General features: G+C 63.3%; 21 protein-coding genes. 15 read left to right on the top strand and 6 right to left on the bottom strand.

Annotated features, from left to right (window positions below; genetic code table 11):
* From CFB43_RS31640 to CFB43_RS31585, 12 genes are all read left to right on the top strand, one after another.
* The gene (locus CFB43_RS31640) at positions 1 to 1,311 is read left to right on the top strand and encodes an SEL1-like repeat protein (RefSeq protein WP_179254935.1); all 1,311 of its coding nucleotides are present in this window, start codon (positions 1 to 3) and stop codon (positions 1,309 to 1,311) included.
* 75 nt (positions 1,312 to 1,386) lie between these two features.
* Positions 1,387 to 2,424, top strand: a complete 1,038-nt coding sequence (locus tag CFB43_RS31635; RefSeq protein WP_089497982.1) for an SEL1-like repeat protein — start codon at positions 1,387 to 1,389, stop codon at positions 2,422 to 2,424.
* 25 nt (positions 2,425 to 2,449) lie between these two features.
* Positions 2,450 to 2,986 (top strand): hypothetical protein, encoded by a 537-nt coding sequence (locus CFB43_RS31630; protein ID WP_089497981.1) that lies wholly within the window; start codon positions 2,450 to 2,452, stop codon positions 2,984 to 2,986.
* Positions 2,987 to 3,003: 17 nt separating this feature from the next.
* Positions 3,004 to 3,366 carry a hypothetical protein gene (locus CFB43_RS31625; RefSeq protein WP_144023139.1) on the top strand — a complete coding sequence of 121 codons (363 nt, stop codon included), beginning with the start codon at positions 3,004 to 3,006 and terminating at the stop codon, positions 3,364 to 3,366.
* 306 nt (positions 3,367 to 3,672) lie between these two features.
* Positions 3,673 to 3,957: a hypothetical protein gene (locus tag CFB43_RS31620; protein ID WP_089497979.1), complete on the top strand. Its 285-nt coding sequence runs from the start codon at positions 3,673 to 3,675 to the stop codon at positions 3,955 to 3,957.
* A gap of 274 nt (positions 3,958 to 4,231) precedes the next feature.
* A complete protein-coding gene (locus CFB43_RS31615; protein WP_089457341.1) occupies positions 4,232 to 4,435 on the top strand; it encodes a cold-shock protein in 204 nt (67 codons plus the stop codon).
* A gap of 233 nt (positions 4,436 to 4,668) precedes the next feature.
* On the top strand, positions 4,669 to 4,821 hold the full coding sequence (locus CFB43_RS38605; protein WP_179254934.1) for a hypothetical protein: 153 nt from the start codon (positions 4,669 to 4,671) through the stop codon (positions 4,819 to 4,821).
* Between the two features lie 405 nt (positions 4,822 to 5,226).
* Positions 5,227 to 5,505, top strand: coding sequence for a hypothetical protein (locus CFB43_RS31605; protein WP_089497977.1), 279 nt, complete (start codon positions 5,227 to 5,229; stop codon positions 5,503 to 5,505).
* A 47-nt stretch (positions 5,506 to 5,552) separates the two neighbouring features.
* On the top strand, positions 5,553 to 5,762 hold the full coding sequence (locus CFB43_RS31600; RefSeq protein ID WP_089443608.1) for a hypothetical protein: 210 nt from the start codon (positions 5,553 to 5,555) through the stop codon (positions 5,760 to 5,762).
* Positions 5,763 to 5,795: 33 nt separating this feature from the next.
* Entirely contained in the window at positions 5,796 to 6,008 is a 213-nt protein-coding gene (gene rpsU / locus CFB43_RS31595; RefSeq protein WP_006754722.1) for a 30S ribosomal protein S21, read from the top strand.
* A gap of 9 nt (positions 6,009 to 6,017) precedes the next feature.
* Positions 6,018 to 6,224 carry a hypothetical protein gene (locus CFB43_RS31590; RefSeq protein ID WP_089497976.1) on the top strand — a complete coding sequence of 69 codons (207 nt, stop codon included), beginning with the start codon at positions 6,018 to 6,020 and terminating at the stop codon, positions 6,222 to 6,224.
* 67 nt (positions 6,225 to 6,291) lie between these two features.
* Positions 6,292 to 6,585 carry a hypothetical protein gene (locus CFB43_RS31585; RefSeq protein ID WP_144023138.1) on the top strand — a complete coding sequence of 98 codons (294 nt, stop codon included), beginning with the start codon at positions 6,292 to 6,294 and terminating at the stop codon, positions 6,583 to 6,585.
* Positions 6,586 to 6,674: 89 nt separating this feature from the next.
* On the opposite strand, the gene CFB43_RS31580 is transcribed toward CFB43_RS31585, so the two are convergent.
* A complete protein-coding gene (locus CFB43_RS31580) occupies positions 6,675 to 8,249 on the bottom strand; it encodes an EAL domain-containing protein (protein ID WP_089497974.1) in 1,575 nt (524 codons plus the stop codon).
* 485 nt (positions 8,250 to 8,734) lie between these two features.
* Here CFB43_RS31580 and CFB43_RS31575 point away from each other — a divergent pair, with 485 nt between their 5' ends.
* Positions 8,735 to 9,031, top strand: coding sequence for a hypothetical protein (locus tag CFB43_RS31575; protein WP_089497973.1), 297 nt, complete (start codon positions 8,735 to 8,737; stop codon positions 9,029 to 9,031).
* A gap of 21 nt (positions 9,032 to 9,052) precedes the next feature.
* On the opposite strand, the gene CFB43_RS31570 is transcribed toward CFB43_RS31575, so the two are convergent.
* Both CFB43_RS31570 and CFB43_RS31565 read right to left on the bottom strand, forming a co-directional pair.
* Positions 9,053 to 9,358, bottom strand: a complete 306-nt coding sequence (locus CFB43_RS31570) for a hypothetical protein (protein WP_089497972.1) — start codon at positions 9,356 to 9,358, stop codon at positions 9,053 to 9,055.
* A 74-nt stretch (positions 9,359 to 9,432) separates the two neighbouring features.
* Positions 9,433 to 10,479 carry an AraC family transcriptional regulator gene (locus tag CFB43_RS31565; RefSeq protein WP_089497971.1) on the bottom strand — a complete coding sequence of 349 codons (1,047 nt, stop codon included), beginning with the start codon at positions 10,477 to 10,479 and terminating at the stop codon, positions 9,433 to 9,435.
* Between the two features lie 94 nt (positions 10,480 to 10,573).
* Here CFB43_RS31565 and CFB43_RS31560 point away from each other — a divergent pair, with 94 nt between their 5' ends.
* Positions 10,574 to 11,593: a sterol desaturase family protein gene (locus CFB43_RS31560; protein WP_089497970.1), complete on the top strand. Its 1,020-nt coding sequence runs from the start codon at positions 10,574 to 10,576 to the stop codon at positions 11,591 to 11,593.
* A gap of 36 nt (positions 11,594 to 11,629) precedes the next feature.
* The gene (locus CFB43_RS31555) at positions 11,630 to 12,289 is read left to right on the top strand and encodes an alanyl-tRNA editing protein (RefSeq protein WP_089497969.1); all 660 of its coding nucleotides are present in this window, start codon (positions 11,630 to 11,632) and stop codon (positions 12,287 to 12,289) included.
* Positions 12,290 to 12,330: 41 nt separating this feature from the next.
* Here the strand turns inward: CFB43_RS31555 and CFB43_RS31550 are convergent, their stop codons facing one another.
* From CFB43_RS31550 to CFB43_RS31540, 3 genes are all read right to left on the bottom strand, one after another.
* Entirely contained in the window at positions 12,331 to 13,950 is a 1,620-nt protein-coding gene (locus tag CFB43_RS31550; protein WP_089498209.1) for a histidine-type phosphatase, read from the bottom strand.
* Positions 13,951 to 14,129: 179 nt separating this feature from the next.
* Complete coding sequence (locus tag CFB43_RS31545; protein WP_089497968.1) at positions 14,130 to 14,564, bottom strand: phosphatase; 435 nt, start codon at positions 14,562 to 14,564, stop codon at positions 14,130 to 14,132.
* A 326-nt stretch (positions 14,565 to 14,890) separates the two neighbouring features.
* Positions 14,891 to 16,249: an NAD(P)/FAD-dependent oxidoreductase gene (locus CFB43_RS31540; protein WP_089497967.1), complete on the bottom strand. Its 1,359-nt coding sequence runs from the start codon at positions 16,247 to 16,249 to the stop codon at positions 14,891 to 14,893.
* Positions 16,250 to 16,318: the final 69 nt, after the last annotated feature.

Below are 16,318 nucleotides of genomic sequence, written 5' to 3'. Positions count from 1 at the left end.
ATGAGAAAGTCGCTCTCAATTTATGCGGTTGTGTTGCTGGCGTGTGCCTGCACCCCAAAGGAAGACTCAGTGGAATCGAATCTACCCGATATGTCGGCCGTACGGGCCAATCTTTCATTCACGTGCGTCCATGAGGCCGAACACCTTGCACCGCTTGATCCGAAGGCAGATCAGTTGTTTCAGTATGGACGGTATTTACAGAAACTTGATGGTCCAAAGGATTTCAATGAGATCGTTCGATACTATCGAATTGCTGCAGCGTATGGCCACTATAAGGCTAATTCCAATGCGCAGAAATTGATTTCTCAAGGGATGGCCAATTCCCCGGATGGAGCAAAGGAAACTGTTGAGCTTGCAAAAAAATTAGTCAATGATGGCGTTCCTGGTGGCTATTACGACATCGGGCACTACCTTGAAATAGGCTATGGGTTAAAGCAAGACACCGAGATGGCCTTGCGGTATTTCAGGAAGGCGGCCGACTTGGGAAATCCTGAGGCCCAAACCTACGTCGCTGAGCAACTTGCGCCACACGATCGGGCTCCCGATATTGCTAGGCAGATGCGACAGTGCGCTACTGATCAAGGCTATGGCGAGGCTGCCGGGGTGCTCGGAATTAATCTTCAGGAGCAAGCAAATTATCAAATGGCGGTGAAAATATTTCAGTCAGGAGTGCGGGCCGGGGATGTAACCTCTGCCTCGTATTTAAAAAATGGATTTGTTTCTTCGTCGCCCAAAGACGAACTCTATTACTTGGGCCTCTCGGTGGATACCGAGCGATCAAAGCGCTACGAAGCTATCTGGAAATTCCTGACCGATCATGAAACCAGGAACCCCAAGGTTCTCGATATCGACAAGATCGTTCCATTGCCACCCGCGAAGCTGCCACCTTGGGACGGCACATTCCAATGGCAAAAGGAGCAAGACGCAGCTACGCGGCCTCAGAAGCCTTCGGATGAGTTCATCAACGAGATGGCGAAGGCCAAGCACCTCGATCCCGCGACCGGGTTGCCGCTTCCGGGATCGGCAGACAAGACGTCACAGGTCGAGCAACCGGAAAATGTCGCATCCCGCCTGCCGTTGGGTGCAGTGGCGCGCACCGGCCAACCTTGTCCGGAAGACGGCGTGTGGTGCGCGAAACTCGGTAGCGGTCAGGTCGGAGATACGCAGCGCCGGTTTCTGAAGGGAGACGCATTGCCGTCCGTCGTCGTGCATGAACCGAGAAAGCTGGCGATACTCGACAGCATGATGGGTACGCGCCAGCACGTCGAGCAGGTTTCGTGGGAACTTGTGGCATACCTTGATCAGGTTTGATCGACTTATTCCACAATGCTGCGTGGCCGCTATCGCTAGCTCGATTGCGGCCACGCGAAACAGGCTCGATCAACCATGCGTAGAACGCGTATCGTCCTGCTGATTTCGTGTCTGCTGGCAGCTTGCTCGAAGAGCGAAAATGCCCCGAGTCCGTTACCTGATGTGAGCGCGGTACGTCTGAATCTGGCCTTCGCCTGCGTCCACGAGGTCGATCATCTGCCCCCTCTCGATCCGGAGGCGGATAAATTATTTCAATACGCCCGGTATCTTGAGAAAGAAGAAGCGCAGAAAGGTCTCAACGACGTCGCTCGCTACTACCGGATTGCAGCAGCGCTCGGGCATTACAAGGCCAATCACAATCTACAAATTCTTATTTCGTCCGGGGCAGCGTCGTCACCTGACGCCGAGAAGGAGAGTGTCGAGCTTGCCGAGCAGTTGATCACGGCGGGTGTCGCTAGCGGATATTACGATATTGGCCACTACCTGCTGAACGGCTATGGCCTCCAGCGCGATGAAACTGCCGCGCGCCGGTATATTCGTAAAGCGGATGATCTGGGCAGCGCCGATGCTCAATATTACGTTGCGAACTTGCTTGATCCGGCCGACGCTGCGCCCGACATCGCTCTTCAGATGTTTCAATGTGCAGCGGAGCAGGGTCATGCCGAGGCGGCGAACTACCTTGGCGTGAGTCTTCAGACCGACAAGAAATTCAGTGATGCTGCCAAAGCATTTCAAATGAGCGTCGCGGCAGGCAGCAGTCAATCGGCGCTCTTGCTCGAGAGCGCGTTTGATGTAAATGGTGGGAACGACCCGGTAAGCAATCTTGACGTTCACGTTGATCCTGAGCGTGTTCACCGATACAACGTCATCGGAAAATTTCTTCGAGCCAATGACGGCCGTAACCCCAAGGTCCCCGACTTAGACAAGATCGTTCCGTTGCCGCCTGCAAAGCTCCCGGCGTGGGACGGCACATTCCAGTGGCAAAAGAATCAAGACGCCGCCACACCGCCCCCGAAACCCTCGGGCGAACTCATCAACGAATTGGCAAAAGCCAAGCATCGCGACCCCGCGACGGGACTACCGCTTCCCGGCAGCCCGACATCGCACGGCTGATTACCTCATCGACCCCGGAGTCCACATGAATTCACCCACTCGGCCCGCCTCATTACCCGGCGCCGCCGCACTCATCGCGGCGTTCATCATCACGCTGCTGTTTCTATCCGGCCTCTACGCGCAGTGGACGAGGTTCTCGTTGGACACGCGGATGCTGGCGTTGCAACTGGCCAGTTTCATCCAGAACCTGGTATTTCGAACGGGCCTGGTTTATCTGATTGTCCGATGGCACGGGGAGCATCGCGATCAGCTTGCGTTCCGTCGCCCCGCGAGGCTGCTCGCGAGCTATGCGTTATGCCTGCTGGTCTGGCAGATCGCACAGATATTCATCGTCCAGGTGGTGCTGCTGAGTCTGGTCAGAAATGGCACCCATCTGACGGTCATCTTGAACCTCATCGCGCCGGTGAGCGCCGCCCTTTATGCGCTCGTAGCCTGGTTTGCGTGGCGGCTCGTCACGCGCATGTTTCGCAACGATGCGTTACCGAGGCGCCACGAGGTCGCGCAGCGCGGCCCATTGCCGGCCTCGCGGCGTGGCTGTTCGCCTGCGTATGTCTGCTCTTGATGACGACGACGGTGCCGATGTTGCTCGACTATTTTGACGATGACCTCGAGCGCATGATGTTCGGCTACGTTGGCGCGGTTGCCGTTCCCGCGGCATTGGTCTTTGCGGGAGCGCGACTCGGCCTGCCTCGCGATCTCGTGCGACTGCACGGCTGGCGTTTGCTGGGCGCGTCGCTCGCGGCGATGGCATCCACCTCGGTGGTGTTCTATTTGGCGGTGCAGTTGCTTGGCGGCATGCTGGGGACGGGCGTGCTGTCCGGAATGATGGCGATCGTTGTTCTTGGCTGTGCCTTTGTGGCTTGTTGGGTGTGGTTCCGCGTGTTCTACGCGTCCGTGAGCCGCGACACGGTTGACACCCCGCAGGGCATACCGTCGCCGTAGCTTCAGGTTGTCGCGCGCGAGTCGTCTGAGGGGCCGGATCGAATCGGAACCATGACAAACTGAATCGCACCGGTTCCTTCCTGCCGGGTCGCCGCGCAGGTGTGCGCGACGGCGGCAGCGCGTATAGTGAGGCTAGCCTTGTCGCCGGTTCCATGGAACAGTCCTCGCATTCAGGCGTGACATCGTCCGGGCGTTGGGGCGTGCGGGGGCATCGATGCCCCGGGTCGGCAGGTGGATGTGTCGTCGACTTTGAAGCAGGCAGTGCCCTGGGTTGCACGAACCGGATCCGGACGAAACGGCGCCCCCATGAAAATCGATCGCAGCTCCATTCCCTGCTACCTCATCCTTCGTGCCGGCTGGCCTCCCTATGTATTGAATGCGGACCGCCTGGTGCTCCGCCGCGAAGCGAGCCCGATGTTGCGCGCGTTCGCACGCGCGCGCGGCGGGTTCGCGCATGTCGATGACGTCGCGTGGAACGTCTTCTCCGCCGCCGAGGGCCTTTCGGTGGCCGAGCGTCGTGAGACCGGGTTCTTTGCGCTGATCAATGGAACCGAGACAGAGCATCAACTGGGTTTGCTGGCCACCCTCTGATGTCGCCGCCGGGATGGCCGTGGTCGACGAATGCGCCTCCCGTCGAAGCATCGATCAGTGACGCCCGGACGGCGGCGGCGCATTCCGCCCGTCCGCCGAAAGCGCTTGACACACTCTGTGATGACACGTACTGTCGGTTGGTGAAGTATTCAAGAAGCGCGATTGCTGCTCATCACCGACCGTAGCCTGCGGTATTCGTTGTCCTCCCCCTCCTTGATTCTTTTCTCGAACCCGTCAGGGTGCGCTACGCACGTTCATTTTCAGGAGATCTAACATGGATACCGGTACCGTCAAGTGGTTCAACGATGGCAAGGGCTTCGGCTTCATCACGCCCGACAAGGGCGGCGACGATCTGTTCGCGCACTTCTCCGAGATTCGCGGCGACGGCTTCAAGACCCTCGCCGAAGGCCAGAAAGTCAGCTACGAAACGAAGAACGGCCCCAAAGGCCTGCAGGCATCGAACATCACCCCGCTGTAATCGCCCAGAGCCGTCCGCCTCGTTCACGGCGCGGCGCGCAATCGCCGCATCTTGCGCTACGTGCCGCCGTCGCGGGCGCCACGTGTGCCGATGCTGGCCCGGCAGGGCCAGCCGTTGCGCATCGGGATGTCGAGCCCGCGTGCACATCTGTGCGCCAGCCGCTTTCGCAGCGTGTACACGATCGGACGAGCAGCGCTCATCGGATCGTGCACACCGCGCAGCAGGAGAATCGCATGACCCGAAGTCAGTCACGCAGCAACAAGGCGCCGCCGCGCGTCAAGCCGGCCGTGGTGCTGCCCAAGCTCGGCACGGCACTGAACTGGGTGCCGCCGAAGTCGGCCCTGGATACGCAATCGCGTCCGAAGAAGCGCACGCCGGCTCCGTAATAGCGATCCGGATCATTCCGTCAGTCGAGAGGCGGCCACCGGCTGCTTCGCCAGGAGAGCGATTCTGGCGACGCCGGCCCGATCGTGACCGTCTTCGTCGGGACAAGGCGACGCGCTCCGCGCGACACCTTGCAACCCGACATCGTGCACCTGCGGCGCGTCCATGGGTTTTGTGCGTCATCCGGAATAAGTTGGACGGTCGGCAAATGATGCGCGTATGATGGGTTCATCCGGTCGACCCTGGTAAGCCGGTCGCTCGCTCCTCCATCTACCCGTTTGCTGCATCGCCCCGCCTCCGCGCTGCAACGTTGTCCCTTTCACCTCACTGGCCCGCCCCGCAACGGGGATACTGGCCGGCCCTGTTCGCCCGTGCGATTCGTCGCGGCCGGACGCCAGGAGCTTGTCATGAGCATGCATGTCTACCGTGGATTCGAGATCTATCCACTGATTTACCCTCACGCGCCGGCGCTGGATGGCAGCCCGCACAACTACGATGCCGGCTTCGATGCGGCAGTCAAGATTTGCCTGCGCGGCGATACGCTGACGCACAGCCAGACTTTCAGGTTGCGCGACAACGCCCCGTTCGGCAGTGCCGGCGATGCACGTCGTGCTTCGCTGCGCTACGCGGAAAACATCATCGACGACAATCGCGACAAACAAGGCTTCTTTTCCGGCAAGCCTTGAGGCAAACCGCCAAGGCAACGCGATGTGTTGTCAATTCGGAGGACGAAATGATCATCGATGAGCTGCTCGGCCTGATCAGGCGGCATGAGGTCATCAGGACCGACGCCATCCTGCCCACCGGAATCGGCGATTCAGCGCGGTGCCATCAGCAGGAACTGCAAATGTTCGTGGCGGTACGCGCGTTGTCGATCGGAGCCGGATATTCGGAGTTCGAGTCCGACGAGATCGCGAGTGCCGTCATGACACGACTCGGTTAGTGTGCCGTTCAACCATTCGAAAACAGGATCACCATGACAACCGTTACGCTGAAGGTCAACGAACCGATCGATGTCGCGCTGCGACGATTTCGGCGCGATATCGAGAAAACCGGGCTGATTCGGGAGTTGCGCAGTCGCACGGGCTATGAAAAGCCCACGACGGAACGCAAGCGGAAAAAAGCGAGCGCCGTGGCCAGACAGCGCTTGCGCGCGAAGCGCATGTTGCCGCCGCGCAAAATGTACTAGGAGGGCATCATGTACACCCTGCCGGCCGAGGCGCCCCCGTTTTTCCCGCTGACCAAATGCCAAGTCGATCTCGATCGGCAGAAGGACATGGTGACGCTGCTGCCGAGCTTCTATGCGTTCGGATGCGAGTACACCAGCCGCGGTTTTCTGATCGGACGCGACGATGCGTTCAAGTTGATTGCCGCGCTAGAGAAGGCGCTCAGCGTCCAGGGATGAGCTGACGACGACACGCTCGCGAGCATCGACAACCCAAGGGCGAACCATGCGTGTCACGACGAAGTACGTGGATCTGCTCTATTTCCTCGTTGTATTGCAACTCGTGACGCAACGGAAGACGCACGAGTGGTTGTCGTCGTTTCAACTCGTCGAATCGCTGCAAGGCTGGCTGGTTATCCATCGTGCGAAATGCGATTGGCGCGATCGTGTCTGGATAGGCCATGCTTCTCTTCAGATCGCGAAGGCGGCCCGCCCGGTCGACGACGCTGAATCGACGGAGACGGGCGCGCCACGGGATGCGCTTGCAGACCGGTCGAGTTTGCGGATGAAGTGCATCCGCTACCTTCGGGAGCATGTCTGAGCGTGGTCGCGCTCGCACGGGCGGCACGCGGGTGCCGGTCGGCGTCGAGCTGGCGTCGGTCATGCGGAATCGTGCATGCGGCCACGCCGCTACACCGCCACCCACGCAAAATCCTCCTTCAAATGCTCCAGCCGCTGCGGCCGCTGATACAGATACCCCTGCGCATACTGAATCCCGACCGCATGCAGCGCGCGATGCTGCGCTTCCGTTTCCACGCCTTCAGCGATGATCTTCAGGTCGTAGTGATGCGCCACGGACGCGATCCCCTCGATCAACCCGGCACTGCCGCCGTTCAGTTGCGAGACGAACTGGCGATCGATCTTCACGTAGTCGAACGGAAAGCGTGACAGCAAGTCGAGATTGCTGTGATGCGTGCCGAAATCGTCGATCGCGAACTTCGCGCCTTTCGCTCGCAGCGCATGGAACATCGCGGTGGTGCGCGCATTCTTCTCGAGCAGGATGCGCTCGGTGACTTCGAGCACCAGCGTAAAGCCCGGCGGCAGCGCGCGGATCGCCTCCTCGACGACGGACACGAACCGTGTGCGCTCGAGATCCTTCGGCGCGATGTTGATGGCGATGCGCAGCGGCGCGCAAGGCGTCAGCGCGGACAGTTCCGCCACGGCTGTCCGCAGCACGAATTCGGTCACTTTCGGCAGCACCGCGCTCGATTCGACCTGCGGGATGAACACGGCCGGGCTGATGGCCCCCCACTTGGGGTGCTGCCAGCGCAACAGCGCCTCGACGCCGACGGTCCTGCGCGTCTCGACATCGACGATCGGCTGGTACACGACGTGGAGCTCGTCGCGCCTGAGTGCGTTTCGCACGGCCTTCAGCAGCAGCCGGCGCGGCGCCATCGCGAGCAGGTAGGCCGCCATCACGAGGCCGTCCGCCAGCAGCACGATCGTGATGCCGATCAGCCGATAGTGCTGCCGGACCTGCGACGCATAGTGCGCGGATGCGGCAACCCGCACCGTGAACGGCCAGCGGGGGGACACGATCGTGCTTCCGCCTGCTGGTTCGGTGGCCGACTCCGGCGTGAATTTCCCGTGTTGGTCGAGATGGCCCGAACCCGCGATCGACAGCGTCGCGGTTTCCGTCCCGTAGCGGGCGCCGTGCGCGAGCGCGTCGGCCACGTAGTCGCCTTCGATCAGGTAGAGCACACCCGCGCCGGGTGCGGTCGCGTAAAACACGGGCAGCACCGGGATGCCTTGCTGGAACGGCGTCTGGCGCAGCAGCGTGACGAGCGTCGAGCCCGGTTCCGGCTCGTGGGTATACGCGCCGAGCGGCAGGTCGATCGCCCCCAGCGCCGACGAACACATGACGCGGCCCTCATGTACCAGCGCGACGGCGCGCAGATAGCGCAGGCGCGTGCCTATCTCGGCGAGCGTCCGGAATACCGCCGGGCATGGCCGCCCGACGAGCGCGGTCAGTTCGTCCACATGCCGCAGGCGCGCGCCGTCCAGGATGCGGTCCACCGAGGCCACGATGTCGTTCGCGATGACGCGTTCATGCTCGGTGACGGTATCGCGCGCGTAGCGGTCGGCAAGTGCGATCGCGAATGCCGGCACGAGCACGCAAACGATTACGGCGGCGAAAAAGGCGACCCGCGGCCATGCGCCGCTACGCTGGAAAACGGCCTTCGAGCCTGGCGTGAACGCTGACATTCCCGCGGTCGCCTTGGGTGTTGTGTGTATGGAGAGGCGAGTCGAACCGGTCGATACACCCGGCGCATGCGTCATGCCGGGTTCGGGCCATGCACGGTGCGTGCCGGTATCGCAATGCGATCGATGCTACGGTCGCGACGGGCATCTGCGGCAGACCCGGCGCAATCGGCCAATCATTCCGGTGACTTGCCTGGATAAACATGGGCATGCAGCACATGTATATAGACGTAGCACACCGAAAAAAACCCCCGGCCGCATGGTCTTGCGGCCGGGACAAAAAACACCGTCTCTTGGCACGAGGATGGTGCGCGGCAAGTATAAGATGTGATGAGAGATTGCGAAATATTGTTATTCAACTATTGGTGTAGTTTTGTCATTGTGTCTCGACAGGAAACATTCTTTCGGGATGCTGTCTGCGTCGACCTGCCGACGGCCTGCGACCGGTCGCCGCGCGATACGGTCGCACGTCTCGCCGGAGCTTCGGGATGGAAGAAAATACCGCGCGCACGGTCATCGTGACCGATGGCGCAGCCGCTGCCGACGGCGGTTCGCTGTGGATCCGGATTGCCGTGAACGGGAACGCCAGCAACTACTCGCTCAACCGCTCGCTCGCTGCGCTCGGCACGCCGCGCTACAACACCATCAGCGATGAACATGGCCCGCTTTCGAAAGGTGAACGAAAGGAACTTCTCGCGCTGCTGCGCAGCATTGCCGATCCCGCGATATGGGTCGGCATGGTCGGTACGTTTGTGCAGGTGCTGCAGGCGTCCGGAGAGGAGTGAACGATACGGCGCCGGCGCGCTTCAGAAATCGTTGCGCATCTTGCGCAGCAGGTCACCGCCCGACTGGTGCGTGTCCACCGCGGTGAGCACATCGGTCAGGAACCACGGCAGGTTCAGTTGCGTATTGGCATCGCTGACGCATACGCGGATCGGCGGGGCCTTTGACGACGAGCGCGCGTCGGGCGTGGCGTCGCAGGACGGCACGCAGTTTTTCGCATGCACTTGAACGGGCGCCGGCTCGGCGCTGCCGGACGGCGCACCGGCGGCGGCCGGCAAGCTGGCGGCGGCCAGCAGGGTCAGGACAGCGACAGCAGCAACGGGTTTCATGGGATTCTCCGGCGATGCTCGTTCGACCGCGCGGGCGGACGCGAGTTCGTCGGCGGCACGCTAGCGCGCCGTGCTCAGCCTCGCGCGACGTTCGCGGCCCGTGCCGGTTGACGGCTGCGCCACTGCTGCGGCGATTCGCCGGTCCAGCGCCGGAAGGCGCGCGTAAAGGCGCTGTGTTCCGAATAGCCGAGCAACCAGGCGACTTCCGCGAGCGTCAGCCGCGGGTCGTTCAGATGGTCGATCGCGAGCCGCCGCCGCGTGTCCTCGCGCAGGATCCGGAAGTTGAGCCCGAGTTCGGCGAGGCGTCGATGCAGCGTGCGCGACGACACATGCAGGTCCGCGGCGATCTGTTCGAGGCTCGCTTCGCCCAGCGTCAGCAGGCGCGCGACGGCTTCCCGCACCGACTGTTCGAGATCGTCCGTCTGCCGCAGCTCGGCAAGCAGCGCGCTCGCCTGGCGTTCCATCATCTGCAGCAGCGCGTCATCCGGCTGGCGCAGCGGCTGCATGAGCAGGTGCAGCGGGAACGCGAGGCGGTTCACCGGCTGGCCGAACCGCACCGGGCAGCCGAAATAGTCGATGTACGGTCGTTCGTCGCCGGGCGACGGATGCACGAAGCAGACCTCGTCGGGCCCGTGGTGCGTGCCGGTGATGTTGCGTGCGAACTGGACGATGGCCGTCAGCGCCACTTCGTCGACGAGCGGGCCGAGCGGTTCGGGCGCATCGTGCCATTCGATCGCGACCGACGTCGCCTCGACCCGCACCTCCATGCGCGCGACATTCGCGATCAGGTGTTCGTACTGCTGCCAGCGCGCGAGTGCGGCGCCGGCATCGCGGCACGCATGCAGCGCATAGCCGAGCGCACCGAGATGGGCGGGCGTGATTCGCTGGCCGACGTGCAGGCCGAGCAGCGGATCGTCGAGCGCGCGCACCGCGCATTCGAGCAGGCGCCGCCAGTGAGCGCTCGCATACAGCGTGAGCCCGCGATCGTCCTCCGGCGGCCGCGCCTCGCCGAGCACGCGCGCGGCATCCTTCCCCTGCTCGGACAGATAGTCGAACAGCAGCCGCACGTAGGTGCTCGAGTAGTAGACGCGCTGCGTCGATAGCGGGGAGGCGGCGGGCATGGCGAAAAGTGTCAAGTAATCGTCGGCAAGTGTCAACGCGGGGCGACCCGCGCGAGACCATACTGCCGGTCAGTTCTTGATCGAGGCCGCGAACATGCCGACCGAGTTGATGACGTGGCTCCATGCGTTCCTGGGTAACGACGTGGACTGGAAGCAGGTGCTGCTGATCGGCATGACGCCGGTCTTCCTGATCGCGTTCGCGATCGAATACGCGGTGATGACGGGGCGCGGCCGCCGCGAGCCGTTTCGCTGGAAGGAGATCGTCGCGAACCTGTCGCTCGGCGCCGGCTATCAGGTGGCCGAGACCGTGATGGGACTCCTGTTCACGGGCGCGATCTTCGCGTGGGCCTATCGGCACCGGCTGTTCGACGTGCCGGTGAACGGCTTCACGATCGTGCCGATCTTCGTCGTCGTGGAGTTCTGCTACTACTGGTTTCATCGCACGTCGCATCGCGTGCGCTGGTTCTGGGCCGCGCACGTGCCGCATCACAGCGGCGAAGTGATGAACTTCACGACCGCGATGCGGCAATCGCTGCTGAACGCGTTCGTCGGCGTGTTCGTGTTCTACCTGCCGCCGGTGTGGCTCGGCATCCCGCCGGCCGTCGTGCTGTTCCTGCTCGCGGTCGATCTCGCGTACCAGTACTTCGTGCATACCGAAGCGATCGGGCGGCTGCCGCGCGGGTTCGAGTACGTGTTCGACACGCCGTCGAACCATCGTGCTCATCATGGCCGCAATCCGCGTTATATCGACAGGAACTACGGCGGCGTGCTGATCATCTTCGATCGCCTGTTCGGCACGTATGTCGAGGAAACGGAGCCGGTCGACTACGGGATCACGCAGCAGATTCGTTCGACCAACTTCCTGGTGCTCAACCTGCACGAATTCGTCGACATGTGGCGCGACGTGCTCGCACCCGGGCCCGTCCTGCAGCGGCTGAAACACCTGTGGATGCCGCCCGAATGGGAGCGGCCGGGGCATCGGCCGATCCATACGTGGAGTATCGAGCGCAAGGGCGAGGAGGAGGAGGCGACAACCTCGCGTGCGATGCCCGACGAGGATGCGTCGGCGCCAGGGCGCAAGATCGTACAAGCCACCGGTACGCGATCCGGCTAACCTGCGTGCTTTCCTCGGCGAAAGGCGCGGCGGGCAATGACGAAGAAAGTATTCTGGGACGATCCCTACCGGACGACGCTGGATACCGTCGTCAGCCACGTCGACGGCGATCGCGTGCGGGTGGATGCCACCATCTTCTTTGCGTTTTCCGGTGGGCAGGAAAGCGATGCGGGGTCGCTGGGCGGCTATCCGGTCATCCAGGCCGACAAGCAGGGCCTCGACATCGTCTATACGCTGCCGCACGATCATGCGCTGAGTGTCGGCGATCGTGTGACCTGGCGCATCGACTGGGCGCGGCGGTACCGGCTGATGCGTCTGCACTTCGCGGCCGAAATGGTGCTGCAGCTGGTCTATCGGCTCAGGCCCGGCATCGAGCGCATCGGTGCGCATATCGGGCCGGACAAGGCGCGCATCGATTTCGCGAGCGACACGAGCGTGGCGCCGCTGTTTCCCGAGATCGAATCGGCTGCAGCCGATCTGTCGAAGCGCGACCTGCGCATCGTGACCGATTTCAGCGATGTGGATGCGCAACGGCGGTTCTGGCGTGTCGACGGCTTCGCGACGATGGCGTGCGGCGGCACGCATCCGGCGTCGACCGGCGAGATCGGCATGCTGACGCTCAAGCGCAGGAATACCGGGAAAGGCAAGGAGCGGATCGAGGTGATGCTGGTCGAGCCGGAGAGCGCCGGTGGGTAGCGGGGCGAGCGGGCTGCGTGACACACGCTGCCCGCGTCACTTCACTGATACCCGTAACACTGCTTCAACCCCGCGTAGTCATAGAAGTGGCTGCCCGGCGCGATCTTCGCGCCGTCGCACGCGGCCTGGAAATCCGTTTCGCGCTCGTTGTACAGCATCTTCACGATGAGTCGCGAGCCGTTGCGATAGACATCCCACTGCATGTTCGCGGCCATCGGCGACACCTGATCACCGCGCCACGGATTGCTCGCGTACGTGTAAGTCTGCGCCTGCGGCGTCGGCACGAACACGTTCTTCAGGTTCATGATCGACGCGAACGGAATCACGATCTCCGCGTGCGTGAAGCGCAGCTTCGCGGCGCGGGTCAGGTCGCCGCGCGCGATCGCATCGACTTCGCCGAAGAAATCGTCCTGCAGCACCTTCGCCATCCGGTACGTGACGGGGTTCGCGTCCTGGATGCCGGGCCCCTTCTGGTAGTAGTCCTCGGCATCCTGCAGATACGCGAGATACTGCGCCTGCTCCGCGCCGATGTACTTCTCCATTGTGACGCCGCCGGTTTCCGCGGTCATCGCGGGCGCGACCTGCAGCAGGTTGTACAACACGTTCACCGCATCGACGGCCGTCGCGATCTTCGTCTTGCCGTCGCCCTTCAGCGTGTTGGTGAACTTGCCGTCCGCCGACGTGAATGCATAGGTGCCCGTGTTCGCGAACGTGTAGCCGTCGGTGCCGAGCTTCGCGATGAAGGCCTGCGACACGAGCGCGGACAGCACTGTCTGCGCGACGTCGGCCGCCTGCGGCGCGGCCTTGATCGCGTTGAGCTTCGCGGCCACCGTCGTGTCGCTCGCATAGGCCTGGTATGCCTGGCTCGCCTGGTAGGTCGCGTAGTACGGATTGCTCGTATCGGTCACGAGATCGGTGGCCGGCTTCAGCGCATGGAAATACAGCAGGAAGCGGTTGGTGCCGGCCGGCGGCGCGACCGGCGCGTTCGCGGGATAGCCGGACGGCGCGGCAGGCAGCGTGATCGCCGTGGCCAGCGCCGGCTGCGCGGCCACGAGCGACGCGGAGAAATACGTCGAGCTGTCGACCGCGCGATCCTGGCCCGAGTTGACGACGACGACCTGCCGGTTGCCGGCCGCGAACAAGGTGGGCAACCGCTGCGCGAGCCGCGCGGCGAGTTGCTGGTGTTCGCGGATGCCGGTTTGCGTGAGATTGCCGTACCCGGGCGTCGAGATGCCCGCCACGCCATAGCCGAGCAGCGCGTTGGCCTTCATCATCGCGACCGTGTCGGCCTTCAGCTGCGCACCGAGCGCGGTCAGTGCGCCGTCGGCCTCGGCCTTGACCAGCATCGCGTAGATCGCGCCGTCGTACTTGAAGCCCGACAATCCACGCGAGCCGTGGCGCGCGACGAGTTCCGTATAGACGGGCGCGTAGCCGGCGGGCGGCGCTTCGTACGTCGCGGCGTCCTGCTGCGGACGGTACGGCGTCTTCGTCTGGTAGTAAGTCGCGGGTGTCGGCTTGGGCTGAGGCTGTGGTTGCGGTGCAGGCGTCGAACCGCTGTTGTCGGCAGCGGCCGCGGGTGGTGTCGAGTCGTCCCCGCCGCAGGCAGCGAGTAGCAGGCAGGTAATCGCGAGGGCGGTGGCGGTGCGGATCGGGCGTGTCATCGTGGCGGGCAACGGGCGGGACGATGCAGGTTCGCGTCGTCCCGTCTCCGGGAGTGATCGGTCAAGCCCGGAAGTGTTGCAAGCGACTTTGACAGCAGAATGTCAGGATTCGGTCGGGCAATCGTCGGATTGCCGCCGGATCGAGGAAGGCCGGCCACTGCCGGCCCGTATGCCGGTGTTCAGTGCAGGCCGGCCGATGCGATCGAGCGCACGGTGTCGGTGATGTTCACGCAGCGCGACAGGCCGAAATGCTCGGCTTCGCGGCGCTCCGGTTCGCTGCTCGCAATTGCCACCGCGCGTTCGGGCGGCACGCCGAGCGCCTGCAGCGCGACGTCGAACGGGTGCTGACTTGATCCGGAGTCCTGCTGATTGGCGTCCGTGACGACGACCGAGAAGCGATCGAGGTTCGCGCGGCCGAACTGGCCTTCGAACATGTCGCTGAGCCGTGCGGCCGGCAGCGTCGTGACGAGACCGAGTCGATATCCTTCTTCCGATGCTCGGTCGAGCCACTGGATGATCGCGTCGCGTTGATGGCGCGATTCATGCGAATCCGGTGTTGCTTCGATTTGCGCGAATGCTGCGTCGAGACGGGTGACGATGGCTTCGATAACCACGGTGATTCCTCTTCAGAGACGTGATGATCCGTTCGCCGACGGGAATGCCACACACCTTAGCGTCGATCCGGAAATCGCGACCAATTAATATTTATATCCGACCCATACGATTCGACTAATGAATGGGACGTCGCGCCAATGTGGGCGTGGGATGCATGTCGCACGGCCTGTTTCGCGCGAATCGCATCGTATCGACGGCCTTCGATGTGATGCACCAGATTCGCGCACGCAATGAATGCACCGTGCAAGTGCAAATGAAAAAACGGCATATCGAGCGATGCACGCCCGACATGCCGTCTTGCGATGCTGCGTGTGAATCGACGTGATCAGTGCAGCTTGATCGACGGCTGGTTGCGGCTTTGCAGCCAGTGGCTCAGCGACTGGAACAGCGCACGCTTCACGCCGACCACGCTGAACAGATGCTTGCGATACAGGAACTTGTACAGTCCGATCGCAGCCAGCCCGTCGACGATCAGCGAACGCGAGCGCACGCTGATGTCGGCCTGGTACACGGCGCCCGCATGCCCGAGCGACACGACGGTGCCCGCATCGCGGAACGTGAAGCCCGCCACCGGCTTGCCGGCGACGCGCCGCGCGAACGCGTTGACCAGGTACACGGCCTGTTGATAAGCGACCTGCGCGCGCGGCGGCAGGAAGCCGTTCGCGCCGCCCGTCGGGCACGCGGCGCAGTCGCCGAACGCATACACGTGCGGGTCGTCCGGCGTCTGCAGCGTGTCGGTCACGATCACCTGGTTCGAACGGTTGAGCGCGATGTCGCCGATCTGCCGCAGGAACGCGGGGCCCGCCACGCCGGCCGCCCAGATCGTGATGTCGCTCGCGAGCCGTTCGCCGGTCGAGGTCGTCACGGCATCCGCGCCGACTTCCGCCACGCGGGTATCGGTCAGCACGTCGACGTTCAGCGCGCGAAGCTGCGCGTGCATCTTGCCGGACAGCCGCTCGTCGAGCGCCGGCAGGATGCGCGGGCCGCCTTCGATCAGCCGGATGTGCACGTCGCGCGCAGACACCAGCGCCTTGAAGCGGTACGTCGTCAGTTGCTGGATCGCATCGCGCAATGCCGCTGCCAGCTCGACGCCCGTCGCGCCCGCACCGATCACGTTGATGCAGATCGGCGCCGCGCGCCGCGCGGGCTGCTGCTCGGCCAGGTGATTCGCCTTTGTGCACGCCGCGAGGAGCTTCCGGCGGAAGTCCTCGGCCTGGTCGAGGTTTTCGAGTGGCAGCGCGTGGCGCTCAGCACCCGGCACGTTGAAGAAGTTCGTCACGCTGCCGACGGCGAGCACGAGATCGTCATAGTCGAGCTCGCGCTGCGGCAGGATTTCCGTGCCGTCCGCGTCCTGCACGGCCGCGATCGTCGCCGTGCGGGCCGCGCGGTCGACCTGCTGCAGCGCGCCCTGCACGAAGCGGAACCCGTGGCGCTTCGCTTGCGCCGCGTATTCGATCGTGTGCGAGGCCGGGTCGCGATGGCCCGATGCGGCTTCGTGCAGCAGCGGCTTCCAGAAGTGCGTCGGATAGCGGTCGACGAGCACGACTTCGGCTTGTCCGCGGCGTCCGACCGTATCGCCGAGACGCGTGGCGAGGTGCAGGCCGCCGGCGCCGCCGCCGACGATCACGATGCGCGGCAGGCGCGGGGCGCGGTCCGTTGCAAGGTTGGGCGTGGTGTTGTCCATGTAGGGCTCCCGCTTTAATGACGATTCGGATGACATTGCTCAAGAACCGACGATATAGTTTCGAACCTA

It is taken from the genome of Burkholderia sp. AU15512, from assembly GCF_002223325.1.
GTDB lineage: Bacteria > Pseudomonadota > Gammaproteobacteria > Burkholderiales > Burkholderiaceae > Burkholderia.
The sequence above is the reverse complement of the archived record's forward strand: the minus strand, read 5'-3'. Positions and strand labels throughout refer to the sequence as shown.